25 protein-coding genes and 1 tRNA gene are annotated in these 26,896 nt (G+C 62.5%); 19 read left to right on the top strand and 7 right to left on the bottom strand.

The window, feature by feature from the left end:
* Positions 1–80 precede the first annotated feature (80 nt).
* From IE166_RS09100 to IE166_RS09055, 10 genes are all read left to right on the top strand, one after another.
* Positions 81–1,034 (top strand): ABC transporter permease, encoded by a 954-nt coding sequence (locus IE166_RS09100; RefSeq protein WP_189503320.1) that lies wholly within the window; start codon positions 81–83, stop codon positions 1,032–1,034.
* A gap of 13 nt (positions 1,035–1,047) precedes the next feature.
* Positions 1,048–1,935 (top strand): ABC transporter permease, encoded by an 888-nt coding sequence (locus IE166_RS09095; protein WP_189503107.1) that lies wholly within the window; start codon positions 1,048–1,050, stop codon positions 1,933–1,935.
* A gap of 35 nt (positions 1,936–1,970) precedes the next feature.
* Positions 1,971–3,599 (top strand): peptide ABC transporter substrate-binding protein, encoded by a 1,629-nt coding sequence (locus IE166_RS09090; RefSeq protein ID WP_189503106.1) that lies wholly within the window; start codon positions 1,971–1,973, stop codon positions 3,597–3,599.
* A 133-nt stretch (positions 3,600–3,732) separates the two neighbouring features.
* Complete coding sequence (locus IE166_RS09085) at positions 3,733–5,544, top strand: ABC transporter ATP-binding protein (protein ID WP_189503105.1); 1,812 nt, start codon at positions 3,733–3,735, stop codon at positions 5,542–5,544.
* Positions 5,545–5,580: 36 nt separating this feature from the next.
* Complete coding sequence (locus IE166_RS09080) at positions 5,581–6,831, top strand: sarcosine oxidase subunit beta family protein (RefSeq protein ID WP_189503104.1); 1,251 nt, start codon at positions 5,581–5,583, stop codon at positions 6,829–6,831.
* An 8-nt stretch (positions 6,832–6,839) separates the two neighbouring features.
* Positions 6,840–7,106 carry a sarcosine oxidase subunit delta gene (locus IE166_RS09075; RefSeq protein WP_189503103.1) on the top strand — a complete coding sequence of 89 codons (267 nt, stop codon included), beginning with the start codon at positions 6,840–6,842 and terminating at the stop codon, positions 7,104–7,106.
* Positions 7,103–10,063: a sarcosine oxidase subunit alpha family protein gene (locus IE166_RS09070; protein WP_189503102.1), complete on the top strand. Its 2,961-nt coding sequence runs from the start codon at positions 7,103–7,105 to the stop codon at positions 10,061–10,063. The genes IE166_RS09075 and IE166_RS09070 overlap by 4 nt, the downstream gene beginning before the upstream one ends.
* A gap of 88 nt (positions 10,064–10,151) precedes the next feature.
* A complete protein-coding gene (locus IE166_RS09065) occupies positions 10,152–10,571 on the top strand; it encodes a sarcosine oxidase subunit gamma (protein ID WP_244641373.1) in 420 nt (139 codons plus the stop codon).
* 49 nt (positions 10,572–10,620) lie between these two features.
* Entirely contained in the window at positions 10,621–12,213 is a 1,593-nt protein-coding gene (locus IE166_RS09060) for an FAD/NAD(P)-dependent oxidoreductase (protein WP_189503100.1), read from the top strand.
* Positions 12,200–13,393 carry an NAD(P)/FAD-dependent oxidoreductase gene (locus IE166_RS09055; RefSeq protein WP_189503099.1) on the top strand — a complete coding sequence of 398 codons (1,194 nt, stop codon included), beginning with the start codon at positions 12,200–12,202 and terminating at the stop codon, positions 13,391–13,393. The genes IE166_RS09060 and IE166_RS09055 overlap by 14 nt, the downstream gene beginning before the upstream one ends.
* Positions 13,394–13,575: 182 nt before the next feature.
* On the opposite strand, the gene IE166_RS09050 is transcribed toward IE166_RS09055, so the two are convergent.
* Positions 13,576–13,650 (bottom strand) — tRNA-Val (locus tag IE166_RS09050).
* Between the two features lie 162 nt (positions 13,651–13,812).
* Positions 13,813–14,175: a cell cycle two-component system response regulator CpdR gene (gene cpdR / locus IE166_RS09045; protein WP_189503098.1), complete on the bottom strand. Its 363-nt coding sequence runs from the start codon at positions 14,173–14,175 to the stop codon at positions 13,813–13,815.
* A 220-nt stretch (positions 14,176–14,395) separates the two neighbouring features.
* Between cpdR and IE166_RS09040 the strand changes: the two genes are divergently transcribed.
* On the top strand, positions 14,396–15,283 hold the full coding sequence (locus tag IE166_RS09040) for an N-formylglutamate amidohydrolase (RefSeq protein WP_189503097.1): 888 nt from the start codon (positions 14,396–14,398) through the stop codon (positions 15,281–15,283).
* 208 nt (positions 15,284–15,491) lie between these two features.
* The gene (hisN, locus tag IE166_RS09035; protein WP_244641372.1) at positions 15,492–16,262 is read left to right on the top strand and encodes a histidinol-phosphatase; all 771 of its coding nucleotides are present in this window, start codon (positions 15,492–15,494) and stop codon (positions 16,260–16,262) included.
* A 1-nt stretch (position 16,263) separates the two neighbouring features.
* On the opposite strand, the gene IE166_RS09030 is transcribed toward hisN, so the two are convergent.
* Positions 16,264–17,211, bottom strand: coding sequence for an alpha/beta fold hydrolase (locus IE166_RS09030; protein WP_189503095.1), 948 nt, complete (start codon positions 17,209–17,211; stop codon positions 16,264–16,266).
* A 99-nt stretch (positions 17,212–17,310) separates the two neighbouring features.
* Between IE166_RS09030 and IE166_RS09025 the strand changes: the two genes are divergently transcribed.
* The 6 genes from IE166_RS09025 (at position 17,311) to map (ending at position 21,167) form a co-directional block, all read left to right on the top strand.
* Positions 17,311–18,063 (top strand): SDR family oxidoreductase, encoded by a 753-nt coding sequence (locus tag IE166_RS09025; RefSeq protein ID WP_189503094.1) that lies wholly within the window; start codon positions 17,311–17,313, stop codon positions 18,061–18,063.
* Between the two features lie 98 nt (positions 18,064–18,161).
* Positions 18,162–18,839 carry a GNAT family N-acetyltransferase gene (locus IE166_RS09020; RefSeq protein ID WP_189503093.1) on the top strand — a complete coding sequence of 226 codons (678 nt, stop codon included), beginning with the start codon at positions 18,162–18,164 and terminating at the stop codon, positions 18,837–18,839.
* A gap of 15 nt (positions 18,840–18,854) precedes the next feature.
* Positions 18,855–19,880, top strand: a complete 1,026-nt coding sequence (locus IE166_RS09015; protein WP_189503092.1) for a cation diffusion facilitator family transporter — start codon at positions 18,855–18,857, stop codon at positions 19,878–19,880.
* A 26-nt stretch (positions 19,881–19,906) separates the two neighbouring features.
* Positions 19,907–20,110, top strand: a complete 204-nt coding sequence (locus tag IE166_RS09010; RefSeq protein WP_189503091.1) for a hypothetical protein — start codon at positions 19,907–19,909, stop codon at positions 20,108–20,110.
* 86 nt (positions 20,111–20,196) lie between these two features.
* Positions 20,197–20,409 carry a ParD-like family protein gene (locus IE166_RS09005; RefSeq protein ID WP_189503319.1) on the top strand — a complete coding sequence of 71 codons (213 nt, stop codon included), beginning with the start codon at positions 20,197–20,199 and terminating at the stop codon, positions 20,407–20,409.
* The gene (gene map / locus IE166_RS09000) at positions 20,406–21,167 is read left to right on the top strand and encodes a type I methionyl aminopeptidase (RefSeq protein ID WP_189503090.1); all 762 of its coding nucleotides are present in this window, start codon (positions 20,406–20,408) and stop codon (positions 21,165–21,167) included. The genes IE166_RS09005 and map overlap by 4 nt, the downstream gene beginning before the upstream one ends.
* Positions 21,168–21,175: 8 nt before the next feature.
* Here the strand turns inward: map and IE166_RS08995 are convergent, their stop codons facing one another.
* The 4 genes from IE166_RS08995 to IE166_RS08980 form a co-directional block, all read right to left on the bottom strand.
* Complete coding sequence (locus IE166_RS08995; RefSeq protein WP_189503089.1) at positions 21,176–22,267, bottom strand: nickel/cobalt transporter; 1,092 nt, start codon at positions 22,265–22,267, stop codon at positions 21,176–21,178.
* Between the two features lie 4 nt (positions 22,268–22,271).
* Positions 22,272–22,937 carry a DUF1007 family protein gene (locus tag IE166_RS08990; protein WP_189503088.1) on the bottom strand — a complete coding sequence of 222 codons (666 nt, stop codon included), beginning with the start codon at positions 22,935–22,937 and terminating at the stop codon, positions 22,272–22,274.
* 95 nt (positions 22,938–23,032) lie between these two features.
* On the bottom strand, positions 23,033–23,935 hold the full coding sequence (locus IE166_RS08985) for a LysR family transcriptional regulator (protein WP_189503087.1): 903 nt from the start codon (positions 23,933–23,935) through the stop codon (positions 23,033–23,035).
* A gap of 5 nt (positions 23,936–23,940) precedes the next feature.
* The gene (locus tag IE166_RS08980; RefSeq protein ID WP_189503086.1) at positions 23,941–25,128 is read right to left on the bottom strand and encodes an amidase; all 1,188 of its coding nucleotides are present in this window, start codon (positions 25,126–25,128) and stop codon (positions 23,941–23,943) included.
* A gap of 548 nt (positions 25,129–25,676) precedes the next feature.
* On the opposite strand from IE166_RS08980, the gene odc2 reads away from it, so the two are divergent.
* Positions 25,677–26,810: an ornithine/lysine decarboxylase gene (odc2, locus tag IE166_RS08975; protein WP_189503085.1), complete on the top strand. Its 1,134-nt coding sequence runs from the start codon at positions 25,677–25,679 to the stop codon at positions 26,808–26,810.
* Positions 26,811–26,896 lie beyond the last annotated feature (86 nt).

Here is a 26,896-nt window from a genome sequence, read left to right as displayed (position 1 = left end):
GCAGGTCCGATCAACGGGCCGCAGGCAGACGGCGCATATTTTTGCGCCGAAATGGAAGGGCTTAAACTGTGCGCAGTGATCTGCTCGGCTATGTCGTGCGCCGAATTTTGCACTCGATCCCGCTTGTCTTCGGCGTGTCGGTCATCGGCTTCGGCATCATGCATCTGGCGCCCGGCGGCCCCTTGTCGGTTTACACGCTGAACGGTTCGATCACGGCAGCCGATATCGAGCGGCTGCGGGTTTCGCTCGGTCTCGATCAGCCGCTGCACGTGCAGTATTTCGGCTGGGTCAAATCCATGCTCGAGGGCTCCTGGGGCTACACCTTGTTTGGCGGCCGCCCGGTGCTGGACGTGATCCTGGAGCGCTTGCCCGCAACGATCCTGCTGATGGGGACGTCGACGGCTTTGGCCGTTCTGATCGGAACGCTGCTCGGCGTGCTGGGCGCTGTGCGCCGCTACTCGATCTTCGATTATCTCGCCACCACCGGCGCGATGCTGGCTTTGTCTTTCCCGACCTTCTGGTTCGGTTTGATGGCGATCTACATCTTCGCGATCGAACTTCGCTGGCTTCCATCCGGCGGCATGTATGACTTCGGTGAAGAGGGCAATGTCCTCAATCTCCTGCAGCATCTCATCCTGCCGCTGCTGGTTCTGACCCTGGTTCTGGTGGCGAGCTGGAGCCGCTACGCACGCTCCAGTTTCCTTGAAGTGATCCAGCAGGATTATGTCCGCACCGCCCGATCGAAGGGCTTAAGCGGCAGCCGCGTTTTGTGGCGCCACGCTTTTCCGAACGCGGTGATCCCCCTGATCGCGCTTCTCGGCGTGCAGTTGCCGACGCTGTTTTCCGGCGCGCTTGTGGCCGAGACCATCTTCAGCTGGCCGGGCATGGGCAGGCTCTTCGTGGATGCGCTCAGCATGAAGGAATATTCGGTGCTGATGGGCACGGTGATGTTCACAGCGCTGCTGGTGATCCTCGGCAATCTCATCGCCGACATCGCGATTGCGCTGATCGATCCGCGCGTGAAACTGTCCTGAGGGGAGGGGTGAGATGACGGATGCAGCGATCGCCACCCGCCCGAACAACCGCTCTTATGCCAGCCTCACGCTGCGCCGTTTCCTGAAGCACCGCATGGGTGTCCTGGGTGCCGTCGTCGTCGTCCTGCTTTGCTTCTCCGCCTTGTTCGCGCAGTTCCTGGCGCCGCATGATCCGCTTCTGATCAACACCTCGCAGCGTTTCCTGCCGCTTTTCGCATCCTGGGAGTTTCCCCTGGGAACGGACGATTTGGGCCGTGACACGCTGAGCCGTCTTCTGTTCGGCGGCCAGGTTTCGCTGATGGTGGGCGTCGTCGCCATGCTGGCCACGATGGTGACGGGCACGCTGGTTGGGCTGGCGGCCGGTTACTACGGCGGCGTGGTGGACAACCTGCTGATGCGCCTAGTCGACACGCTGTTGTGTTTCCCGCAGGTGTTTCTGCTGCTGGTGATCGCCGCCTTCGTGCCGCCGACCATCCTGTCGATCTCGCTGATCATCGGCCTGACCTCGTGGATGGAAGTGTCGCGCATCGTTCGCGCCCAGGTCTCCACCATCAAGGAAATGGACTATGTGCAGGCGTCACGCGGTTACGGCGCGTCCAACTGGCGCATCATGCTGGTTGAGCTGATGCCCAACATCCTGGCGCCGGTTCTGGTCGCGGCAACGCTGAAGGTCGCCACCGCCGTGCTGATGGAAACCTACATCAGCTTTCTCGGCTATGGCGTTCAGCCGCCCATGGCCAGCTGGGGCAACATGCTCACCAACGCGCAGGGCTATTTCGACACCGTGCCCTTCCTGGCCATCCTGCCGGGTATCCTGATCACGCTCACCGTAATGGGCTTCAACTTCCTTGGCGACGGATTGCGCGACGCCTTTGACGCCCGGCTGAAGATGGACCTTTGAGTTCAACACACAACGACAAGAACAGGGGAACCACGATGACGACCAAACTGACCATCAATCGTCGAACTCTGATCAAGAGCGCGGCAGCTTCCAGCCTGATCCTGCCGGCCACCGGCCTGTTCCGCCCGGCCATCGCTCAGTCCAACCGCGAGCGTGTGATCTTCACGACCAATCAGGAGCCCGTCCAGTTCAACCCGCTGCTTTACGCCAATGGCGGCACGGACACGATCGTGGAAGCTCTGGTGTTCGATGCGCTCTGGGACGTGGACGACCAGGGCAACTTCATCCCCAATCTCGCGGCCGAACTGCCGACGCGCGAAAACGGCGGTATTTCGCAGGACGGCCGGACCTGGCGCGTCAATCTCAAGCGCGACGTCAAGTGGAGCGATGGTCAGCCTTTCACCGCCAAGGACGTCGAGTTCACCTACCAGACGATCGTCAATCCCAAGGTCGCCGTGCGCTCGCGCAGCGGCTTCGAGCTGATCGACACGTTCAAGGTCGTCGATGATTACACTGTCGAAATGACCCTGACGCGGCCTTACGTGCCGTTCTACTGGGCTTGGCAGAGCATGCACATCGTCCCCCATCACCTGCTTTCAGGCGAAGCGGACATCAACACGTCGGGCTTCAACACCGAGCCGATCGGCACCGGCGCCTACACCTTGAAGTCGCGCACCGCCGGCAGTCACATGGTCTACGAGGCGAATGCCGGATACCATCGCGGCGCGCCGAAGATCCGCCAGTTCATCCACAAATTCGTGCCCGACCAGCTCGTCGCCTATGGCCAGATGCGCACCGGCGAGATCGACGTGTTCGGGTTGATGGGCATTCCCTATGATCGCTGGGATGAAGCCAAGGCGCTGCCGAACCGCAACTTCGTTCTGGCCCCGCAGCCTTACGTGCAGTTCATCTACTTCAATACGGAAAAGCCGCAGTTCACCGATCCGAAGGTGCGAAAGGCGCTCTACATCGCCTGCGAGATGCAGAAGTCGATCGACGACATCAACTTCGGCACGACGCCGCGCACGCTGTCTTACCTCCACACCTCGCATTGGGCCTACAACAATGCGCTGAAGGAAGAGACCGCCAATCCTCAGCTGGCCGAGAAGATGCTCGACGAAGCCGGCTGGCGGCGCGGAGCCGACGGCATCCGCGAAAAGGATGGCGTGAAGATGAAGTTCACGATGTCCACCACCGCCGGCGCCCCACCGCGCCAGGCCAGCCAGCAGCTGTTCCAGCAGAACTGGAAGCAGATCGGCGTGGAGATGGAGATCAAGAACATGCCAGGCTCGGTTGTGTGGGGCGAGTACACCACCAAGTCGCAGTTCGACACGCTGTTGGTGGCCTGGGAGCCGCCGGTCGGCATGGACCCGGATTATGCCTCGCGCTGCCATTCCAAGGCCATCGGCAATGGCGCCAACTACACGCAATACAAGAACCCGGAAGTCGATCGTCTGCTCGACGAGGGTGTCACCCAGACCGACGTCGAACAGCGCAAGGAGACCTACGGCAAGGTGCAGCAGATCCTGCTCGACGAAGTGCCGTTCGCGCCGCAGTTCAGCGTGGTGCAGGGCAACATGTCGACCAGCGCGCTGAACGGCTTCAAGGCCAACCAGTATGTCACGGATGCCTGCTGGAACGTCCACGAATGGGCCTGGGCCTGATCAAGAGAAGGACCGGCGCGTCAGTTCGCGCGCCGGTCTTCCTGCAAGCGGAAGTTGGTGAATTATGGTCGCTGAGATCACTGCGGAACGACCGGGCTTCAAGAGCCTGGCACGGCCTAGCGAAGGACGCGCGATGAACCAGCCCATCTTGTCGGTTGCCGATCTGTCTGTTTCCTTTCGCACCGATGCCGGCTGGCAGAAGGTCGTTCGCGACATCTCCTTCGATGTTGCCGAACGGCAGACGGTTGCTCTTGTTGGTGAATCCGGTTCGGGCAAGAGCGTCACGGCCTTGTCCATCATGGGCCTGACACCGCTCGGCTCCAGCCGGGTCGAAGGCAGCGTCAAGCTCAACGGCCGCGATCTCCTGGCTTTGCCGGACCGGCAGATGCGCAAGGTTCGCGGCAGCGAGATCGCCATCATCTTCCAAGAGCCGATGACGAGCCTCAATCCGGTTCACACGATCGGCCACCAGGTTTCGGAAGCGCTGCTTTCGCATGGCGGCGTGTCGCGCACGGAAGCCCGCGCGGAAGCATTGCGGCTTCTGGAGCGCGTGCGTATTCCTGCCGCCAAGTCGCGCTTCGACGAGTATCCGCATCGCTTTTCCGGCGGTATGCGCCAGCGCGTCATGATCGCGATTGCGCTCGCCTGCCGGCCCAAGCTGTTGATCGCCGATGAGCCCACGACCGCGCTGGATGTCACGATCCAGGCGCAGATCTTGGAGCTCATCAAGCAGCTTCAGGAAGAAGAGGGCATGTCCGTCCTGTTCATCACGCATGACATGGGCGTCGTTGCCGAGATCGCCGACCGCACCATCGTCATGCTGAACGGCGAAGTCGTGGAGCATGACGAAACAAGCGCCATCTTCCGCAGCGCCGCCCATCCTTATACCCGCGCGCTGCTGGCTGCCGTTCCCAAGCTCGGCTCGATGACGGCATTCACGCATCCGCGCCGCTTTCCTATCGTTGATCGCACCACCGGTGTAGCCGACGAGCCGCAGGAAACGCCCGACACCGTCAAGCCGGACGATCAACCGCTTCTCGACGTGTCCGGCCTTACCACGCGTTTCGAGGTCCGGTCCGGCCTGCTCAGCAAGGTGCAGGCGCGCGTTCATGCGGTGGAGAATGTGTCGTTCCAGCTGCGGGGCGGCGAAACGCTGGCGCTGGTGGGCGAATCCGGTTGCGGCAAGTCCACCACCGGCCGATCCGTGCTGCGCCTGACGGAACCGCTCAAAGGCTCCGTTCGGCTCGAAGGCAAGGAGATCCTGCAGCTTTCGCCGGAAGAGATGCGCAATCAGCGCCGCCACATGCAGATGATCTTCCAGGATCCGTTTGCCAGCCTCAATCCGCGCATGACGGTCGGCGCGTCGATCGCCCAGCCGCTGATCGTCAACGCGTTGGCGGATCGCACCGAGGCGCCGGATCGCGCGAGAGCACTTTTAAGCCAAGTCGGCCTGCAGCCCGACATGGCCGGCCGTTTCCCGCATGAGTTTTCCGGCGGCCAGCGGCAGCGCATCTGCATTGCCCGGGCGCTGGCGCTCGAACCGCGCCTCATCGTGGCCGATGAAGCGGTGTCGGCGCTCGACGTTTCGGTGAAGGCGCAGGTCATCAACCTGATGCTCGAACTGCAAAGTCAGATGGGCCTGGCCTACCTGTTCATCTCCCATGATATGGCAGTGGTGGAGCGTGTCAGCCACCGCGTCGCCGTCATGTATCTCGGCGAGATCGTCGAGATCGGTCCGCGCGCCGCGATCTTCGGTAATCCGCAGCATCCTTATACGCGCCGCCTGCTGGATGCCGTGCCGGTGCCCGATCCCGCCCGCCGCCATGTCCAGCGCGTGGTGGTGAACGAAGAAATCCGCAGCCCGATCCGCGCGCCGGATTATGTGCCACCCATCAGGCAATATCGCGAGGTCACGCCCGGCCACGCGGTTGTTGTCGACGCCTGACCCGACCCATCACAGGACCCGCTTCCAGTCTCAGCCATGCGATATTCTGCCTTTTCAGTGTTCCGGAACGCCCTGGACAAACATCGGGGCTGGTCGTCGGCCTGGCGCTTTCCCGAGCCCAAGCCGCATTACGACATCATCATTGTGGGCGGCGGCGGTCACGGTCTGGCCACCGCGCATTACCTCGCCAAGGAACACGGCATCACCAATGTCGCCGTCCTGGAGAAGGGCTATATCGGTTCGGGAAATGTCGGTCGCAACACGACGATCATCCGCTCGAATTACCTCTTGCCGGGCAACAATCCCTTCTACGAACTGTCGCTGAAACTGTGGGAAGGGCTGGAACAGGATCTGAACTACAATGCGATGGTCTCGCAGCGTGGCGTTCTCAATCTCTACCATTCGGACGCTCAGCAAGCCGCCTATACCCGCCGCGGCAACGGCATGCGGCTGCATGGCGTGGATGCCGAGATGCTGGACCGTGCTCAGCTCAAGACCATGCTGCCCTTCATGGATTTCGACAATGCCCGCTTTCCGATTCTTGGCGGATTGATCCAGCGGCGCGGCGGCACCGTGCGCCATGATGCGGTCGCCTGGGGCTATGCCCGCGCCGCCGATGCACGCGGCGTTGATGTGATCCAGAACTGCGAGGTCACTGGCATCCGGCGCGAAAATGGCCGGGTCGTCGGCGTGGAAACCAGCAAGGGCTTCATCGGCTGCAACAAGCTCGGACTGGCGGCAGCCGGCAATTCCTCGCGCGTGGCCGAGATGGCCGGTTTGAAATTGCCGATCGAAAGCCATGTGCTGCAGGCCTTCGTGTCGGAAGGCTTGAAGCCGTTTATCGACCATGTCGTCATTTTCGGCGCCGGCCACTTTTATGTGTCGCAGTCTGACAAGGGCGGTCTGGTGTTCGGCGGCGATATCGACGGCTACAATTCCTATGCCCAGCGCGGCAATCTGGCGATTGTCGAGCATGTCGCGGAAGCAGGCCTTGCCATGATCCCGGCGCTGTCACGCATCCGCTATCTGCGCTCCTGGGGCGGGGTCATGGATATGTCGATGGACGGGTCGCCGATCATCGACTGCACGCCGATCGACAATCTCTATCTCAATGCCGGCTGGTGCTATGGCGGCTTCAAGGCGACGCCCGCATCAGGCTTCTGTTTTGCGCATCTTCTGGCCCGCGGCGAACCGCATTCGGTGACCCGCGCCATGCGTCTCGACCGCTTCGAGCGTGGTTACGCGATCGATGAAACCGGCCGCGGTGCCCAACCCAATCTTCATTAGAGCAGATCATGGCCAGTCTTATTTCCTGTCCGCATTGCGGCTCTCGCCCGAAGGAAGAGTTCGAGATCAAAGGTGCTGCCTTGCCTCGTCCCGCTCCGGATGCGCCGCAGTCCGAATGGTTCGACCATGTCTTTCTGCGAGAAAACCCACGCGGTCGTTACGATGAATATTGGCACCATGCGGCCGGCTGCCGGCGCTGGCTGGTGGTGACGCGCGACACCGCCAGTCACGAGGTCGAGGCCTGCCGCGATGCGGCGGAACGGGTGCCGGCATGACGTCCTATAGACTGTCCAAGGGCGGCCAGATCGATCGGGCAACAACGCTGCCTTTCACTTTCGATGGCCGCAGCTTCAACGGTCACGGCGGCGATACGCTGGCTTCGGCTCTGCTTGCGAACGGCCAGCAGTTGGTGGCCCGCTCGTTCAAATATCACCGGCCACGCGGCATCCTGACGGCGGGTGCGGCCGAGCCGAATGCCCTGATGACGATCGGCACCGGCGGCCGAACCGAGCCGAACACGCGCGCGACCGTGCAGGAGCTTTATGCCGGGCTGGAAGCGCGCAGCCAGAACCGTTGGCCGTCGCTCAGCTTCGATATCGGCGCGGTGAACGGGCTCCTTTCGCCCTTCCTGAATGCCGGCTTCTACTACAAGACCTTCATGTGGCCGGCTTCCTTCTGGGAAAAAGTCTATGAGCCGCTGATCCGGCGCGCCGCAGGCCTCGGCAAAGCGACCAATGAAGCCGATCCTGACGCTTACGAGAAGGCGTGGGCGCATTGCGACCTGCTTGTTGTGGGTTCAGGACCGACCGGCCTTGCCGCCGCACTTACCGCTGCAAGGTCAGGACTGCGCGTTGTCCTGGCCGACGAGCAGCCGGCCTTCGGCGGCTCGCTTCTGTCGGACACCGCCGCCCTTGATGGTCTGGCGGCAACGGAATACGTGGCGCGCTGCGTGGATGAATTGCGCAGCCTGCCCAACGTCAAACTGCTGTCGCGAACGACCGTGATCGGCTGGTACGACAGCAATGTCTTCGGCGCGGTCGAGCGAGTCCAGAAACACGTTGCGGTGCCGGCGTCAGGGCAACCGGTCGAACGGCTTTGGCGTATTGCCGCCAAGCACGCCATTTTGGCCACCGGTGCGGAAGAGCGGCCCTTGGTGTTCGGCGGCAACGACACGCCTGGCATCATGCTGGCCGGTGCCATGCGTACCTATCTCAACCGCTTCGGTGTCGCGCCTGGCAGGAAGGTCGCTATCTTCACGATCAACGACACCGGCTACGCTCTGGCCCGGGATCTCGAAAAAGCAGGTGTCGATCTAGTCGCGATCATCGACAGCCGCTTGCAGTCTTCCGTGCCTTATGCAGGCAAGGCGAGGGTGCTGCGCAATGCCGTGGTGACCGATGCCAAAGGTGGCCAGGCGCTGTCTTCCATCCAGATCAAGCAGGACGGCCGCTTTCAATCGATCGATGTGGATGCGCTGGCCGTGGCCGGCGGCTTCAGCCCGATCATCCACCTCGCCTGTCATCGCGGCGGCAAGCCGGTCTGGTCCGACGAACAATCCGCCTTCCTGGCGCCGGACAACCTGAACGGCCTGTCACTGGCCGGTGCCGCCGCGCGCACCGGCAACCTTGCCGACTGTGTTGCGCACGGTTCGACTGAGGCGCTGGCGATTGCCACGCAACTCGGCAAAAGCGGGGAGGCGATTTCCGTTCAGGTGGAAGGCGATCTTTCCGGCCGTGTCGAGAAGCCGCTCTGGTCGATCCCGGATAACAGCGGCAAGGCCTTCGTCGATTACCAGAACGACGTCACGCGCCGCGACCTCGATCTCGCGGCGCAAGAAGGATTTGGCCATGTCGAGATGGCCAAGCGCTACACCACCAACGGCATGGCGACCGATCAGGGCAAACTGTCCAACATCAACGCCATCGCTCTGCTGGCCGAAGCCCGCGGCGTGTCGCCGGCGCAGGTCGGAACGACCACCTTCCGTCCGTTCTACACGCCGGTCTCCTTCGGCGCGCTGACCGGTGCGGCCAAGGGCAAGCACTTCCAGCCGATCCGCAAGTCGCCTCTACACAATTGGGCGGTCAGGAACAGCGCGACTTTCATTGAAACCGGGCTCTGGTATCGCTCGGCCTGGTTCGCGCGACAGGGCGAAACCACGTGGCGCGACAGCGTTGATCGCGAAGTGCTGAACACGCGCATCAATGCCGGATTGTGCGACGTGTCGATGCTCGGCAAGATCGAGATCTCCGGCAAGGATGCCGCGACCTTCCTGGATCGCGTCTATTCCAACGGCTTTGCCAAGCTGCCTGTCGGCAAAGCGCGTTACGGCCTGATGCTGCGCGACGATGGCATGATCTATGACGACGGCACGACCAGCCGGTTGGCTGAAGACCGCTACTTCATGACCACCACCACGGCCTATGCCGCCGGCGTGATGAGCCATCTCGAGTTCTGCTCGCAGGCGCTGTGGCCCGACCTCGACGTGCGGCTGGCCTCCGTCACCGATCAATGGGCGCAGATGTCGCTCGCCGGCCCTAAGGCGCGTACGATTCTTCAAGACATCGTCGACGAAGACATTGCGGACGAGTCGTTCGGCTTCCTCGCCGCACGTGAAGTTTCGCTGTTCGGCGGAAAGCTTCGCGGCCTCATGTTCCGCATCTCGTTTTCCGGCGAGCTGGCCTACGAACTCGCGGTTCCCGCCGGCTACGGCGAAAGCGTTGCGGATGCGCTGATGCAGGTCGGCGAGCCACACGGTATCTGCGCTTACGGCGTTGAAGCCCTCAACGTACTGCGCATGGAAAAAGGCTTCATCACCCATGCGGAAATCGACGGCACCGTGACGCCGGCCGATCTCGGTCTGGCCAAGATGGTGTCGGCCACCAAGCCGGACTTCATCGGCAAGCAGATGCTCAAGCGCGAAGGTCTGTCCGATCCGCTGCGGCCACGTCTCGCCGGTCTGCTGCCGCTCGATCCGACCCAGGGTTTCCGGGCCGGTTCGCACATCCTGTCCAAGGATGCTGCAGCGACGCTGGAGAACGATCAGGGCTACGTCACCTCGAATGCCTGGTCGCCGCATCTCCAGTCCACGATCGGCTTGGCACTGATCATTCGCGGCCCTGAACGGCACGGCGAGGAGGTCGTGGTCTGGAACGGCCTTTACAACGAATTTACGCCGGGCCGGATCTGCGATCCTGTTTTCCTCCATGCGGCAGATGAGAAGCCCCATGCCTGATTTTCAACTTCACCATCGCGCCGCGCTGGCGGGTGTTACGGCGATCAACGGGGCGCGCATCCGTCTTACACCGCTGCCGGAAGGGACCGTGCTGCAGGTTCTCGGTGCACCGGCAGAGGTAGGAAAAAGCGGGGAGATTGCGGACAAATACGGGTTTTCTGTCCGGAAAAACGGGCCAGCTGACCGGTTTTGGGTTGCAGATCAGCCGGTTTCTTCCGGTTTTCTGCCAGAAATTTCCGCTCAATGGCCTGAATTGAGCGTTGTCGACCAGAGCCACGGCCGCGTTCGCATCGCGATCGAAGGTGATGCGGTTGAGGATGTTCTGGCCAAGGGGACCGGCATCGACCTGGCCAATTTCGAAGTCGGGTCGGCGACCACAACCCTGATCGGCCACATCGCCACCCACATCACTCGCATCGCGCCCGACCGCTTCGAATTGATGGTCCTCCGAGGCTTCGCGGAAAGCCTTTGGCACGACCTCGAAACGATGATCCGCGAGTTCATCTGAGCTTTCGGCAGCGTTGAACCTCTCAGGAAACAGCGGAACGGACCATCCCATGACCTTCGATCCCCGCTCCGTCGCCGGCAAGACGCTCGACATAGCCTCGCGCACCGAGGTGCTGGTGGTGGGTGCCGGACCGGCCGGATTGGCTGCCGCGAAACAAGCGATCGACGGCGGCGCGACCGTGATGCTGGTCGACGAGAATCCGGTGGCATTCGAGACCATGGGCGAGAGCGTGCCGCAACTGTGGGGCGGGTTGATGGGCGGCCAGATCCGCAACCGCAACGCCATGACCGAGCGCATGCTGGAAGCGCGGCCGGAACTGGCCGACCTGTTCGAAACGGGCGTCGATATCAGGCTGGGAACGGCGTGCTGGGGCCTGTTCGTCAATCATGCCAACCTCAATTGGATGCCGGGGTCGATTGCCGGACTGGCCGATGCCGATGGCGGCAGCCAGCTGATCGGCTTCGATCAGGCCATCGTTGCTACCGGCCGGCGCGATATGGGACTGGCCTTTCACGGCTGGGATCAACCCGGTGTCGGGGGCATCAGCGCCGCCGCCACCTTGGCCACATTGTATGCTGCGCTGGAAGGCAAGGCGGCGGTGGTTCTGGGCACGACGCCGGAAACGCTGCTGTCGGTGATCGACCTCGTGAAGGCTGGCGTGACGATCAAGGCCATTGTCGAGCAGGGCGATCATCCCTTTGCTGACGCCACCCTCGTTGCGCGGATCGAAGCGCTCGGCATTCCCATCCTGACCGGCGAAACCGTGCGGGGCGCAGGTTTCGACACCAACGGCATTCACGGCATTCGTTTGCGTGACACGGAAATTGCCTGCGACAGCATCCTGCTCGGATTGGGTGCTGTTCCCGTGATTGACCTGCTGCAAGCGGCAGGCGTGCGCACGATTTTCGATGGCAGTCGCGGCGGTTTCGTGCCGGTTCTGGGCGACAGCGGAAGCACGACGCTCGCCAATGTTCGCGCAGCAGGCGATTGCGCGGGTATCTGGGGCACGAAGTCGGCGGACGAGCGGGTGTCGCGCCGGGAAGGCAGGATCGCCGCCGATGCCGCCCTTGGCGCATTGGGGAAGGACGTTGGCTCCGATCAGGAACCGACAATGGCCACCATTCCCGACGCCGCGCTGGACATCGGCTATTACCGCAAGCAGTGGGTCAGAACGGTTCTGGAAACGCTGCGCGATGATGTGCCGGTTTGCCAATGCGAGGATGTATGGGCGCGCGAAATCCTGGAAGTGCATCCGCCGCGCTACCTCAACGCAGCAGCGTGGGTAGAACCAAAAAGCCTGACGCAGTTGCTGGGCGAGGGGCCACCCAACCCCGATCAGGTCAAGCGCCTGACACGGGCGGGCATGGGCCATTGCCAGGGACGGCGCTGCCGCGAGCAGGTGCAGGCCATGCTGGCCTTGCAGGAGAACCTGGAACTGGGCGCCGTGTCGCTTGCCGTTTACCGCAGCCCCGTGCGACCCTTGAGCTTGCAGGATCTGTCACCGGCCCATGAAGATCCGGCGATGGCTGAACAATGGGATTCCTGGTTCGGCATGCCCCGGCAATGGACGCCTTATTGGGAGATCGAGAAGCGCTACACGGTCGCCAGCCTGGCCAGGGAGACAGACCATGTCACGGAGTGAACAGGCGGAACGGCTAGGCGAGGATGAAAGAGTTGCCGGCGCCTCCGTTGTCATTATCGGCGGCGGCGTCACCGGGCTGAGCACGGCTTTCTGGCTGGCCGACGCCGGCGTCGATGTTCTTGTTCTGGAACGCGGCGTTGCGGGCTGGGAAGCGTCGGGGCGCAATGGCGGCGGTTGCACCCATCCGCAAAGCCCACTGTTCAACGAAGAACAGCGTTTGTGGCCGATGATGGATCAGATTCTTGGCTATCCCACCGAGTTCCAACCCAAGCGCATCCGCATGGCGCTGTCGCCGCAGCAGTTCGAGCTTTATTCGCGTTCGGTGCGCAACTCGCAGCAGCAAGGCTTCGAGGTCGATGCGCTCGATGCCAAGGAGGTGCGCGACCTCGTTCCGCTTGCAGGCGACACCGTCTATGCCGGCCACCTCTATCACTTCGGCGGGCATGCCAATCCGCATCGCACCGTGCAGGCCTATGCCTGGGCGCTGGCCGATCGCGGCGGCCGTTTGCGCCAGCATGTCGCTGTCACCGGCTTCACCACGGCGGGCGACCGGGTCACCGGCGTGCAAACCGACAAGGGCATCTTCAGCTGCGATCACGTGCTGATCGCCGCGGGTCCGCAAACCGGACGCTTGGCTGGCCTGCTCGATGTCGCGATCCCGCTGCGTACCGCGCGCGCGGAAATGATCGTCACCGAGCCGCTGCCCTTGATGCCGATCGGCGGCACAGATGGAGCCGGTCTTTACGGTCGCCAAACTTTGCGCGGCAATCTCGCTTATGGCGGCGGGCCGCATGAATGGGTGGAAACGGAGGAGATGCCCACGGCAAACCGGCCGTCCACGCCGCTTGCGGGGAATATCGCGCAGCGCGTGGCGCAGCTGTTTCCCAAGGCAGCGCATGCCAAGGTCATCCGCTCTTGGGCTGGCATTATCGAGAACACGCCGGACGGCCGGCCGGTACTGGACCAGCCCGAACCTTGGGCAAACCTCACCGTCGCAACCATGTCGGGCGTCGGCTTCGGCCTTTCGCCGGCAACCGGTCGCGCCTTGATGCAGTTGATCATGCACGGCCAATGCGACTTTGCCGATCTTTCCACCCTGCGTCTCGAGCGCTTTGCCGAACTCGAACCGGACTGGGATGCCTTGCAGGGCTGGCTGCCACGAGAGGTTGCGGCGGTCTGATGCGATTGCGGCGAGAGAGGCGATGGTTGATCGCCGACCGAGTTCTAACCAGTTCTTTTGTTGAAGCGGTGCGGGAATAGGATCTTAGCGAAGGCTGCTTGCCACATGAGGAAAAGCCAAACGCACCAAATCAATGCGGCACCTGTGGCGCGCTTGAACTTTCAGAATGTGGGGGAACCGGATGGTGGGCGTGACAGGGATTGAACCTGTGACCCCTACGATGTCAACGTAGTGCTCTCCCGCTGAGCTACACGCCCATCCGTGGCGCGGCTTACACCATTTTGCCGCCGCGTCGTCAAGTGAGGTTCTCGCGCTTTTGTGGCGGTTCGCCTGTTTCCTACAGGAAGGTGGCAAACAACGTGCAGGCGAGAGGGTATGCCGGGACTTTGGGTTGTCCGAGCATCAGATAAGCAAGCGGCTCAGGCCGCGTGGAGCATTTTTTCGACTTCGTTGACGAGGTCGCGCAGGTGGAAGGGTTTCGACAGGACCTTGGCGTCGCGCGGTGCCTTCGAGTCGGGGTTCAGCGCGACGGCGGCGAAGCCAGTAATGAACATGACCTTGAGGTCGGGATCGATCTCGGTGGCGCGGCGGGCGAGTTCGATGCCGTCCATTTCCGGCATCACGATATCGGTCAAAAGCAGGGAAAACGGCTCTTCGCGCAGGCGCTCATAGGCGCTGGCGCCATTGTCGAAGTCGCTGACGTCATAGCCTGCACGCTCCAGCGCCTTCACCAGGAACCGACGCATATCATTATCGTCTTCCGCAAGAAGAATGCGTTTCATTGAGCCCGTCCGATTATCCTCGACCACACGCCGGAGCGGGGTCTTAACCATGGTAGAGATATGCGGGCGGGAGGGTAAACATCCAGTGAATGGAACCGCTCAATTCCAAGCCTGTTGCTCTCGCGCTGGACAGGGCAAGGGGCGCGTGGCACGGTCATCGGCTATGAATAAGGGCGTAAACAGGGGCAGTGCTGCGCGCTGTCCGGCGGAGTTTTAGAGGGTGACGGCTACCAAGGATTTTCCGGCCGGCGCCTTTACGCTGAGACAGCCCGCTTCGCATGATGCCCCCTTCGTGTTCAACTCGCCCCATAGCGGCCGGTTCTATCCGCCGCGGTTCATGGCGATGACACGGCTCGATGCCTCGGCAATCCGGCGCTCGGAAGATTTCTTTGTTGAGGAACTGTTTGGCGGCGTGGTCGGCCTCGGCGCACCGCTGCTGCACGCGCATTTTCCGCGCGCCTATCTGGATGTGAATCGTGAGCCGTTCGAGCTCGACCCTAAGATGTTTCGCGAACAGCTGCCGCCCCAGGCCAATGTGCGCTCCGCACGGGTGGCTGGCGGGCTCGGCACGGTGCCGAAGCTGGTTGCCGAGGGGCAAGAGATCTATGCCAGCCGCCTGCCTTATGCGGAAGCGGCCGGCCGCATCGAAGATCTTTATCTGCCCTACCATGACCAGATTGCCGAGCTGCTGGCGCGCACCTGGGCGGCGTTCGGCACGGCCGTGCTGGTGGATTGCCATTCGATGCCGGGCAGCGTGCGGGTGGGGGACCATGGTGCGCGGCCCGATTTCATCGTTGGCGACCGGTTCGGCGCGGCGGCCGCCGCACCTTTGTCGGAAGCGGTGATCGGGCTGCTGACCGGCATGGGCTACACTGTGGCGCACAACCGGCCCTATGCGGGCGGGTTCATCACCGAACATTACGGCCGGCCGGCCGATGGCGTCCATGCCATCCAGATCGAGGTCAATCGCGGCCTCTACATGAATGAGCGGACGTTGCAGAAAACGGCGGGCTTCGATCCCCTTGCAGACGACCTGACGCGGTTTTGCGCGACGCTGATGGGATTGTGGACGGAGCTGATCTGGCCGACGCCGCTTGCTGCGGAATGAACCGGCGCGGCCTTCCAGATAAAAAAAGACCGCATCACGGGTGCGATGCGGTCGAAGTCTAGGGAGGAAACGCCCAAGGAGGGCATGAGCAGAAAATCTGCTCACCCTCACGCTAGGCGCGCCGGCTAAGAGCGTCAAGCTATAAAATGAGCTGATTTCGCAAGTGCCTCTAATATAGGCATAGTGACCGTGAAAGAGGATGGGATTGATGACGTATGCAGCTTTTTTCCGCCGCCTGGCCGCGGCGGCCGCAGAGCAAACGCTGCCACGCTTCCGCCAGGCAGGTCTCGTCAGCAACAAACTGGCATCCGGCTTCGATCCGGTCACCGAGGCCGACCAGGAAGCCGAGCGCGCCATCGTTGCGCTGATCAGCGAGACCTATCCCGAGCATGGCATTCTCGGCGAAGAGCACGGCACCAAGCAGGGTGACGGCCGTCATATCTGGGTGATCGATCCGATCGACGGCACGCGCGCCTTTATCTCCGGCCTGCCGGTCTGGGGCACGCTTGTTGGCCTGACGGAAAATGGCGACGCGGTGGCTGGCATGATGAGCCAGCCCTTCACCGGCGAGCTGTTTTATGCGACCCGCAGCGGTGCCTTCTATGAGGGACCGGGCGGCAACCGGCCGCTGAAGACGCGACAGGGGACAAGCCTCGGCGACGCCACTTTGTTCACGACGACGCCTGCGATGTTCAAGGGTGACAAGCGCGCGGTCTTCGATCGTCTGGAAGGCAGCGTGCGCCTGTCGCGCTACGGCGTCGATTGTTATGCCTTCGCCATGCTGGCCGCGGGCAGTGTGGACCTGGTGATCGAAGCCGGCCTGCAGCCTTACGACATCGTGGCGTTGATCCCGATCATCGAACAAGCGGGCGGCGTCATCACCACTTTCGACGGGGGCTCTGCCGAGGGCGGCGGCGATGTGATCGCAGCGGGCTCAGCGGAGTTGCATGCGGCGGCGCTGGATCTGATCCGGTCCTGACCTACTCAGTGCCCGGCACAAAGGCGTCGAAGGCGGCCATGAACTGGTCGCGAAACGTGTCGCGCTCTTGCAGAAGCTCGTGTTTGGCGCCGTCGACCGTCAGGAGCGAGCCGGAGCGCAGGCGGCGGGCGTAAAGCTCGATCGCGCGGGTGGACACGATCGTGTCGTTACCGGCCGCCACGAACAAGGTCGGGATATGCATGCGCGACACGAAGCTTTGTTCCTGGATCTCGGCCGATGCGCGTGTCATGGCACGCACCCAGCTGGCGGTCGGGCCGCCCAGCGCCAGTTCAGGATGGGCGGCATAGATCGCTTGGTTGCGGCGATAGCGGTCAAGGTCGTTGGTGACCTTGTTGGTTTCGAAGGGTGCGGCTTCGCGCGGACGCGGGCCGCTGCCGAGATACATGCCGCCCAGCCCCAGCCAGTAAAGCAGGCTCGACACGCGGCCCACTGCCGGCATCGTGGTGGTGTAACCGGTCAGCGTGATCAGCGGCGCGGACAGAACCATGCGGCGGATGCGGTTCGCCATGCGGGGAGCCGCGAGCAGCGCGATCAGCGCGCCGGCGGAGTGGGCAAGCATGTAGAAGGGCGCGCGGCAGTCCGGTAGCACGACGTCGGCAAACAGCTGGTCGAGATCGTCGACATAATGGTGGAAGGTGCGCACATGGCCGCGCCCGCGATCGCGATGGATGCGGTCGGAATTGCCCTGGCCGCGCCAATCCAGCGTCACGACCTCGAAGCCGCGCGCCTGCAGATCGCGCACTGTCTCGAAATACTTCTCGATACACTCATTGCGGCCCGTCAGCGTGACGACCGTGCCGCGGATGGGCCGGATATCGGTGCGGAACAGCGCGTAACGGATGCGCTTGCCGTCGCGCATGGTGAGCATTCCGGCGGTTGTACCCTCCGGAATGGGGTTTCCTTCCGTCGCAAAAAGAAGCTCACTCATGGAAAGATCGACCGGGCGAAGCACTCATGTTTGATTGATAGAAGTTGACGAGGCGAAAGCAAAGACGCGATGAGCCAGATGGGTTCGCAGGAGGGAACAATGGCGCAGATCCAAGTCGCGCTCGTGACAGGGGCAGGCAGCGGCATCGGCCGCGCGACAGCCTTGGCGCTGGCAAAGGCCGGATGGTCGATCGTGCTGGCGGGGCGGCGCCGGGATGCACTGGAAGAAACGGCTCGGCTGGCAGGCGAGGGGAGCGCGACGCTCGTTCATGCCTGCGATGTGTCGGATGCCAGTGCGGTCGAGGCGCTGTTTCAGGACATCGAGAGCCGGTTCAAACGGCTCGATCTCCTGTTCAACAATGCAGGCATCTTTTCTGCCGGCGGAACGATCGACGAGATTCCCGTCGAAACCTGGAACGCCGTGGTCGGGGTCAATCTGACCGGCGCGTTTCTGTGCGCGCGTTCGGCCTTTGCGCTGATGCGGCGGCAGAACCCTCAAGGCGGGCGCATCATCAACAACGGTTCAATTTCGGCGCATGCGCCGCGTCCGGGCTCAGTGCCTTATACCGCTACCAAGCATGCCATCACCGGCTTGACCAAGTCGCTGTCGCTCGATGGCCGGCCGTTCAATATCGCCTGCGGTCAGATCGACATCGGCAATGCCGCCAGCGAGATGACCGACCAGATGGGCAAGGGCATTTTGCAGGCCAATGGCACGCTGGCGCCCGAGCCGCTGATGGATGTCGCTCACGTCGCCGATGCCGTCGTGCATATGGCGAGCCTGCCGCTGGAAGCCAATGTGCAGTTCATGACGGTGATGGCTACCAGGATGCCGTTTATCGGGCGCGGCTGAGACAGGTTGCTGGCTTCATCAGTCGCAACGCTTGCCATAGCGCTCGCAGCCGTGTTCGGCATTAGTGGTTCGGTCTGCCTTTTCGTGGAGCTTGAAGCATGGCCGACCTCAGCAACTGGACCCTCAAGTCGCGGCCGGAGCGCATCGTGCTTCAGGGCCGCTATGTACGTTTGGAGCCGCTTGATCTCGCCCGGCACGGCGACGACCTGTTCGAGGCCTCACAGGCCACGCATTCCGAAGAGCGCTTCCGCTATCTGTTCGAGGAAGCAGCCTCCGATCGCGCCGCCTTCGATGCGTGGGTCGATAAGAGCGCGCGGAGCGAAGATCCGCTGTTCTTTGCGGTAGTAGATCAAACAACGGGCAAAGCGGTGGGGCGTCAGGGCCTGATGCGGATCGACCCGGTCAACGGCGTTGCCGAAATCGGCAACATTTATTGGGGACCGGAACTTTCGCGCACGCCGGGCGCTACGGAAGCCATGTATCTGTTCGCAAAGTATGTCTTCGACCTCGGCTACCGTCGCTATGAGTGGAAGTGCAACAACAACAACGAACCCTCAAAGCGCGCGGCGGAGCGGTTCGGCTTCACCTTCGAAGGCATCTTTCGCCAGCACATGATCCAGAAGGGAGAGAATCGCGACACGGCCTGGTATTCCATGCTAGACAGCGAGTGGCCGGGTTTGAAGGCTGCGTATGATGCCTGGCTCGATCCCCAGAACTTCGACGCGGCCGGCAAACAGAAGCGCAAGCTCGGCGAGATGCAGCACAAGGCTGTTTGAGCAGAGACGACGACCATGGCGCACGCCCACGATCACCACGACCATTCGCATGAGGCGCATCCTCACGGCGAAGGGAAACACGATCACGATCATGCGGGGCATGATCACGGGGGCCACAGCCACGGTCATCACGGACACGGCCATCATCATGGTCATGGCGCGCATGTGCATGGCTCCACCGACAAGAAGCGGGTGCTGATCGCGGCAGTTCTTACTGGCGGCTTCATGGTTGCCGAAGCGATCGGCGGTCTCGTCACCGGCTCGCTGGCGCTGCTGGCCGATGCCGGCCATATGCTGACCGATTCCATTGCGCTCGCTCTGGCCTGGTACGCTTTTCATTTGGCGGAACGGCCGGCCAATGCCCGCCATACCTACGGCCTGGGTCGCGTGAAGACGCTGGTCGCCTATACCAATGGCATTGCGATCTTCGGCGTCGCTCTCTGGATCATCTATGAGGCGGCTGTCCGCTTCATCCAGCCCGCGCCCGTTCTCGCTGGGCCGATGCTCTATGTCGCGATCGGCGGCCTGGCGGTGAACATCATCGGCTTCTTCGTTCTGCATGGCGGCGATCAGGACAGTTTGAACATGCGCGGCGCGATCGTTCATGTGATCGGCGACCTGCTTGGCTCGGTTGCAGCGATCGCAGCGGCCCTGATCATCATGGCTACCGGCTGGACGCCGATCGATCCCATTCTCTCGGTTCTCGTGGCCGTTCTGATCCTGTCCACGGCGTGGCGTCTGATGCGCGACGCTGCAACCGTGCTGCTCGAGGGCGTGCCCGAAACGCTCGACCGCGACACGGTGATCCGCGACCTCGAAACCAGCATTTCCGGCGTGCGTGAGGTGCATCACATGCATGTCTGGTCGATGGATGGATCGCGCAACATGGCGACCCTGCATGCCTGCTTGAAGGACGATGCCGAACCTTCCAGCGTTGTGCGTGCCGTCAAGAAGCGCTTGGCCGAGCGGCACAACATCGCCCATGCGACGGTGGAAACCGAACGCGACACCTGCGCCGACACTGCTGCCCACGCGCACTGATTGCGGCTCGCCCGAAAGGACCGGAAATGATTGCCCCCGAAAATCGCGGCCCCGTGCTGGCCGCGGCTATCTTCCTGCTGGTTTTCGGCGTCGGCGCCTTTCTGCTGCCCAAGATCATGCTGGCGGTCGGCAGCTATTCCACCGCGGCGGCCGGTATCATCGCCGTCGGCTTCGTTCTGGCCTTTTTCGGTGTGTTCTGGCTGCGCAGCCGCAGGCAATCGGGACGCTGAACTTCCTAAGAGGGGCCTAGCGCCTCTTAGCTTCCTCATACATGCCGTGTAGATCATCCATATATGAACCATATATGGATGAGGCGATGGGCATCGTGAACATCGATGATGAGCTGCACGAGCAGCTGCGCCGCGTCAGCAAGGTATCGTGCCGATCGATCAATGCGCAGGCGGCTTACTGGATCAGGGTCGGCATGCTGTGTGAGACCAATCCGACGCTTCCTTTCACCGAGATCATGGCGCGCGAGCTGAGTTCGGCTGGCGTTACGGCACCAGCGCCGGCGGCCCTCGACTCATGACCAAGCAGCCTCATGAGCTGGCGCTGCTGGCGCAGTCCGGGCGGCTGCTCGCCTCCGTTTTCGCGCTGATCGACCGCACACCGCTTCTCGGCAAGTCGACGCTCGAGATCAACGACATGGTGGAGCATTTCATCACGCATGATCTTCAGGCGCGGCCGGCGAGCAAGGGCCAGTATGATTACGGCTTCGTGCTGAATGCCTCGATCAACGAGGTCGTATGCCACGGCGTGCCTTCCGAAACCGATGTGCTGCTCGACGGCGACATCGTCAACTTTGACATTACCCTGGAAAAGAACGGCTTCATTGCGGATTCCAGCAAGACCTATCGGGTCGGCGAGGTGAACCCCGCTGCCAGGCGGCTGGTGCAAACGACCTATGATGCGATGTGGCAGGGTATCCAGACCGTTCGCCCTGGTGCCCGCCTCGGCGATATCGGCTATGCCATCGAGCGCCACGCCAAGCGCAACGGCTATTCCGTGGTGCACGAGTTTTGCGGCCACGGTATTGGCCGCGAGATGCATGAAGAGCCGCAGATCCTGCATTTCGGAAAGCCGGAAACGGGCATGGCGCTGCGCGAAGGCATGGTGTTCACCATCGAGCCGATGCTCAATCGCGGCCGGCGCAGCGTGCGCACGGAAGCCGATGGCTGGACGGTGAAAACCCGCGACGGCTCATTGTCCGCCCAGTTCGAGCACACGGTTGCGGTGACGGCCTCCGGCGTGTCGGTGCTGACGCTGCGGCCCGACGAACATCATTGAAGGACTGGCTACACTGACAGGCTGGCGCCGAGCAGAACTAGACCGATGAGCAGCAGCGCCGCCGCGCCCGCGATCTCGATCGTTGTGTGAACGGCTGCCCCGAACGAGCCTTCGCCGGAGACCGACAGCGCGACGTTCTTTGCCACGACGGCAAGGGTTGCCAGCAGCGACACGGTGATCGCCGTGCCGAGCGCCATGGCGAAAACCGACACGATGCCGCCGAACCACAAGCCATTCAGCAGCGAGAAGGTCAGAACGATCAGCGCGCCTGAGCAGGGGCGCAGGCCGACGGCGATGATCGCGGCCCAGGCCGCGCGCAGATCAAAGCGCTCGCCTTCGAGTTGCGCGGGGTCGACGGCATGCATCTGGCCGCAATCGCGGCAGACTTCCATGCGCTCAGCCGTGGCCTCGCTGGCGCTGAACATCGATCCGGTGGTCGCGGTGGCGCTGCGCTTCATCACCGAAGGCGTTTCGCAGGCCGGCTGCGTGTCGAACAGGTCGTGAATGGGCGCGCCGCCGCTGGTAGCCATTGCCGGGCGCGGCATGAGGGCGGGCAAAAAGCGGCGCAGCTTGCGAGCCAGAAGCCAGGCGCCGTAAGCGGCGACCATGGCGAAGCTCAGCACTTCCAGGAACCAGGTCGCCTTGGTCATGGAGATCGACGTGCCGCGCAGGAACAGGAACACGGTGCCGATCACCACGACGGCGGAAAGGCCCTGTAAGAGCGAGGAAATGACCGACAACACGATGCCGCGCCGCAGCGCTACGTTGTTGGCAAGCATATAGGAGGAAATGACCACCTTGCCGTGGCCGGGGCCGGCCGCGTGGAAGATGCCATAGGCGAAGGACAGGCCGATCAGCAGCCAGAGCTGCGAGCCGTCTTCGCGCATGCCCTTCAGTGCCACCGTCATAGAGCGATAGAAGCTCTGCTGGTAGGCGTTCACCCATTGAAAGAAACGAGCGAAGAAACCGGTCGGCGCCATGGACGGCTCGGCCGTGCCGATGCCCAGCGAGCTTTGCGCATGTGCATGGCCAAGGAAGTGGGTCATGACATATGCGACGGCGATCAGCGCGAAAGTCGCGCGCAAAGCGCTCTTCTTCATGCGGTTATCCAGCGGCGTTGCAGTTCAGTTCAAGGCGGGTCGCAAAGATCTTGCTGAGATCGGTACCGGTCGGATCGTTGAAGAACGCATCCGTCAGGCTCGACTGATTGGCGGCGATGGCCTCGTCCGGGTCCGGGCGGATCACTTCGCGCGCGCAGGCCGGCGGCAGGTTCTGCACCGCCATATTGGCATCATCCACGAAATCGATCGCGGTATAGAAGGTCGGGTCATAAACGCCGAAGTCCAGCTTGCCTTTCAGGGGCAGGGGCTCGGCCATCTTGGATTCAAACAGGATGATCAACTGGTTGTCTTCCAAGGTCGCGATCAGCTTGTCGGGTGCCACCATCTTCACGTCCTTGCCGTCTTGCGTGACGACCTGGAAATAGTTGTATTCGGCCAGCGATTCATGGACGGTCTTGCCGACTTCCTCGAGTTCCTTGTGGTCGAGCTTCAGATCCTTGTTGGTATCGAACTCGACCAGCACCGTGCTCGAAAACAAATCGTCGAAGCGCCAGACATGCTGAAGGGAATGAACCTTGTTGTCAGGGCCGATCACGACATCGAGCCGCGCTTCGGCAAAGATGTGCGGATGCACGCGGGCCGGCGAGGTGGAAGCCGCAAGCGCGCCGAGAACAGCCAGGCTTGTGACGCAACGTCGTGAAAGGCGCATCGTCGGCTCCCGTTGATGGCGCCACTGTGCCGAGGAGTTCGGCGAAAGTGGGACGAGCCCCCCTTAACGCCGCAAACTCGCTTCAGCCTTTCCACTTACAGCCGGGCTTCGTGCGCCTTGAACCAGACCGCCAGAAAATCCACCAATGCGCGGACCTTGGCCGGCAGATAGCGGCGATGCGGATAGACCACGAAGATGCCGCCGTCGCGCGGGATGCGGTCTTGCAGCACCGACACCAGCGTGCCGTCCTCGATCGCAGGCGCTGCCACAAAATCCGGCAGAAGCGCGAAGCCCAAACCAGAGATCGCCGCCGCTCGGCTGGCGAGCGGACTGTTGACCTCCATTGGCCCGCTCACAGCAACGCTGATCGTTTCGCCCGCTTCGTTGCAGAACGGCCAGGAGGACAGGTAGCGCGTGTTGGTGTCGATGATGCAGGGCAGGTTGCTGAGATCTTGCGGCTTTTGCGGAATGCCGTGTTTCTCGATCAGCGCCGGCGAAGCGCAAAGCCGCGTCGTGAAGGGTGCCAGGCGGCGCGCGATCAAGGATGAGCTTTCCAGTCGCGTGATGCGGATCGCAAGATCGAAGCCTTCTTCCACGAGATCGATGAAGCGGTCGTCCAGCCTGATTTCCAGCGTGATTTGCGGGTTCTCCTTGGCGAAATCCACCAGAGACTGCCCAATTGCCGCATCGGCAAAGGTGCGGGGCGCCGACATCTTGATGCGGCCGCGCACATCGCCGGAGCTTTCGCGCACGGTGTCCGACAGGCTGTCGATCTCGCGCACGATCTCGGCCGCGCGCTGATAGTAGGTGTGCCCGGCCTCCGTCATGGAAAACTGCCGGGTCGTGCGGTTGAGCAACAGCGCGCCGAGTTCGTCTTCGAGCTCGCGCACATATTTGGACAGCAGCGCCTTGGATCGCCCGATCTTGCGCGCGGCGGCCGAAAAGCCCTCCGCTTCCACCACATCGATAAAGGCCCGCATACGGGTGAGGGTGTCCATCAACGTCAGCCTTTGTGTTCGAGGATGTGGCGCGCCAGCGAAACCAACTGGTGGTCGCTGCCGGCTGGCCCGATCAAGGACAGGCCGAACGGCGCGCCCTCCACGGTTCCCAGCGGTATGGTGATCTGCGGAAAACCGGACATGCCCGAAAGGCACAGCAGCTGCAGCGCGCGCTCGCGATAGGCCTGGATGTCGTCGAAGGTAGCAGCCTTCAAGGGGGCTGCGCCCGGCACAGTCGGCAGAACCAGCAGGCCATCGTTGCCAAGCAGCGCGGCAAGCTCGTCGCGGAATGCTTCGCGCTTTGTGCTTTCCGCTTCGTAGACGTCACGCGTGATGGTTTGGCCGTATTCGAAGCGCTCCTTCACGCCCGGCCCAAGACCGCGCTCGCCGGACGAAATCCATGGCCCATGCACCTCCCAGGCCTCGAAGGCCTGGATCTTGCGGAAGGTCCAATAAAGCGCTTCCGGCGAGATGGAGAGGGGTGGGGCTAAGCTCGGTGTGCCGATTGGGTGAGCCGCAATCTCGACCATCCGCGCATATTCATCCGCTTCAGCTGACCCGAGCACCAGCGTATCGAGTGCGCCGAGCCGGAGCGGCCGCCATGTCTGTGCAGGTGACTCGGTTCCAAGCAGCACATCGGCAACCCGCTCATAGGTCGCGGCATCCCGCGCGAACCAACCGAATGTATCGAGGCTCGGCGCCAGCGGCATTGCGCCGTCCAGCGATATCAGTCCATGGGTCGGCCGCAGGCCGATCAGGCCGCAGAAGCTTGCCGGCGCGCGGATCGACCCGCCCGTGTCCGATCCCAGCGCAAAATCCACCAGTCCGGCCGCTACCGCAGCCGCCGAGCCGGATGACGATCCGCCGGTCACGCGATCGGGTGCCGCGCTGTTCACCGGCTCGGGATAATGCGCGTTCTGCCCCATCAGGGAGAAGGTGAGTTCGTCTGTCTGCGTCTTGCCCGCGAATCGCGCGCCGGCATCGAGCAGCGTCTGAACGCTCGGCGCAGTGATTTTTGCTGGCTGCGACTCAGCCAGCTTCACCGGATTGCCGCCGCCGGTCGGCAGATCAGCAACATCGTAGATGTCCTTGACGGCGAAGCTCAGTCCAGAAAGAGGTCCATTTTGGCTATTGGGAACAATGACTTGCGTGTTCGGCATGAAGGCGTTCACGCCGTCTTGGATGTCCGTCATCGTTCAAGCTCCGGATACAATGACGCCAACATCGTCCTGCTTTCGAACTTTTTCAACCAGCGGGATTTTTCCGATTGATTGTGACGAAGGCTCTCCTTATATCCGCGCTTGCCCAAAGTCGCACGTGCCTGTGGGCGTCCCCCGAACCTCGAAATGGCGAGGCAAGGGCAGGTAACCGGGAAGTAACGAGCCCGGTCGGTTCAGCGGCCAACCGCCGATCCGAGGACGCCTTGAAGCAACGACGGTGCGGGCCTTTCTGGTTACCCCTCGGTTGTCCATATCCGGGGTTAAACAAAGAGGCACACCCTCATTGCCGGCAGTGCGGAACGGGACACTCCCATCCAAGCCAAGGCAGACAAAGCGAGCTTGAGCCGGGCGGCTCTCTGCTCATCGCCGTGTGATACGTTGTTCTGGTTCCGGGGTCTCCACCGGCTGGTGCCAGAAAGAGCGGTCGCGCCTTTGTCCACCGCGTTTGAACGAGGCCTGCTTGGCCCGTGCAGCGCAGCCTTGAGTGCATCCTGAAGAAGGGTGCGCCGATGGAGAGTTTCATGGCTACACAGCGCATCATCGACTTCCTCGCTACCCGACGTCCCGACGGTCCCTGCCTCGTGGTCGACCTCGACGTTATCGAAGACAATTTCCATGCCTTCGAGCGCGCTTTGCCGGACTCGAAGATCTTCTATGCCGTGAAGGCAAACCCGGCTCCGGAAGTGTTGCGCCTGCTGGCCCAGCTCGGCTCCTCCTTCGACACCGCCTCCGTGGCGGAAGTCGAAATGGCGCTTGACGCCGGTGCCACGCCTGACCGCATTTCCTTCGGCAACACGATCAAGAAGGAGCGCGACATTGCGCGTGCCTATGCGCATGGCATCCGCTTGTTTGCCGTGGATTGCGTCGAGGAAGTCGAGAAGATCGCCCGTGCTGCTCCCGGCAGCCGCGTGTTCTGCCGCGTTCTGACCGATGGCGAGGGTGCTGAATGGCCGCTGTCGCGCAAGTTCGGCTGCGTGCCAGCGATGGCTGTCGACGTTCTGCGTCACGCCAAGTCGCTCGGCCTCGACTCCTACGGCGTGTCCTTCCATGTCGGTTCGCAGCAGTGCGATCTCGGCGCGTGGGACAAGGCGCTCGGCGATGCCAAGATGGTGTTCGAAACGCTGGCGCGCGAAGGCATTGTTCTGAAGATGGTCAACATGGGCGGCGGTTTCCCGACCCGTTACCTGAAGGACGTGCCGGCTGCGAAGGCATACGGCCAGGCGATCTTCGAGGCGCTGTCCAAGCATTTCGGCAACCAGATCCCGGAAACGATCATCGAGCCGGGCCGTGGCATGGTTGGCAATGCGGGCGTCATCAAGTCGGAAGTCGTGCTGATCTCGAAGAAGTCCGACACTGACGACGTGCGCTGGGTTTATCTCGACATCGGCAAGTTCGGCGGTCTGGCCGAAACGATGGACGAGGCCATCCGCTACCCGATCGCCACGCCGCGCGACGGCGATGCGGTTGCGCCTTGCGTGCTCGCCGGCCCGACCTGCGACAGTGCCGACGTTCTTTACGAGAAGACGCCGTACCCGCTGCCGCTGTCGCTGACGATCGGTGACGAAGTGCTGATCGAAGGCACCGGCGCATACACCACCACCTATTCGGCGGTGGCGTTCAACGGCTTCGAGCCGCTCCGATCCTACGTGATCTGAGCCTTTCGTAAGCCAAAGCAGGCGGGTCGATCACCCGCCTGTAACATCCTTCACAATCCATACCTGCGGCGGCCGATCTCGCAACG

Origin of the sequence: Tianweitania populi (genome assembly GCF_014652875.1) — a bacterium.
GTDB lineage: Bacteria > Pseudomonadota > Alphaproteobacteria > Rhizobiales > Rhizobiaceae > Tianweitania > Tianweitania populi.
Note: the sequence above shows the minus strand (reverse complement) of the source record. Positions and strands in the feature narration are given on the sequence as shown.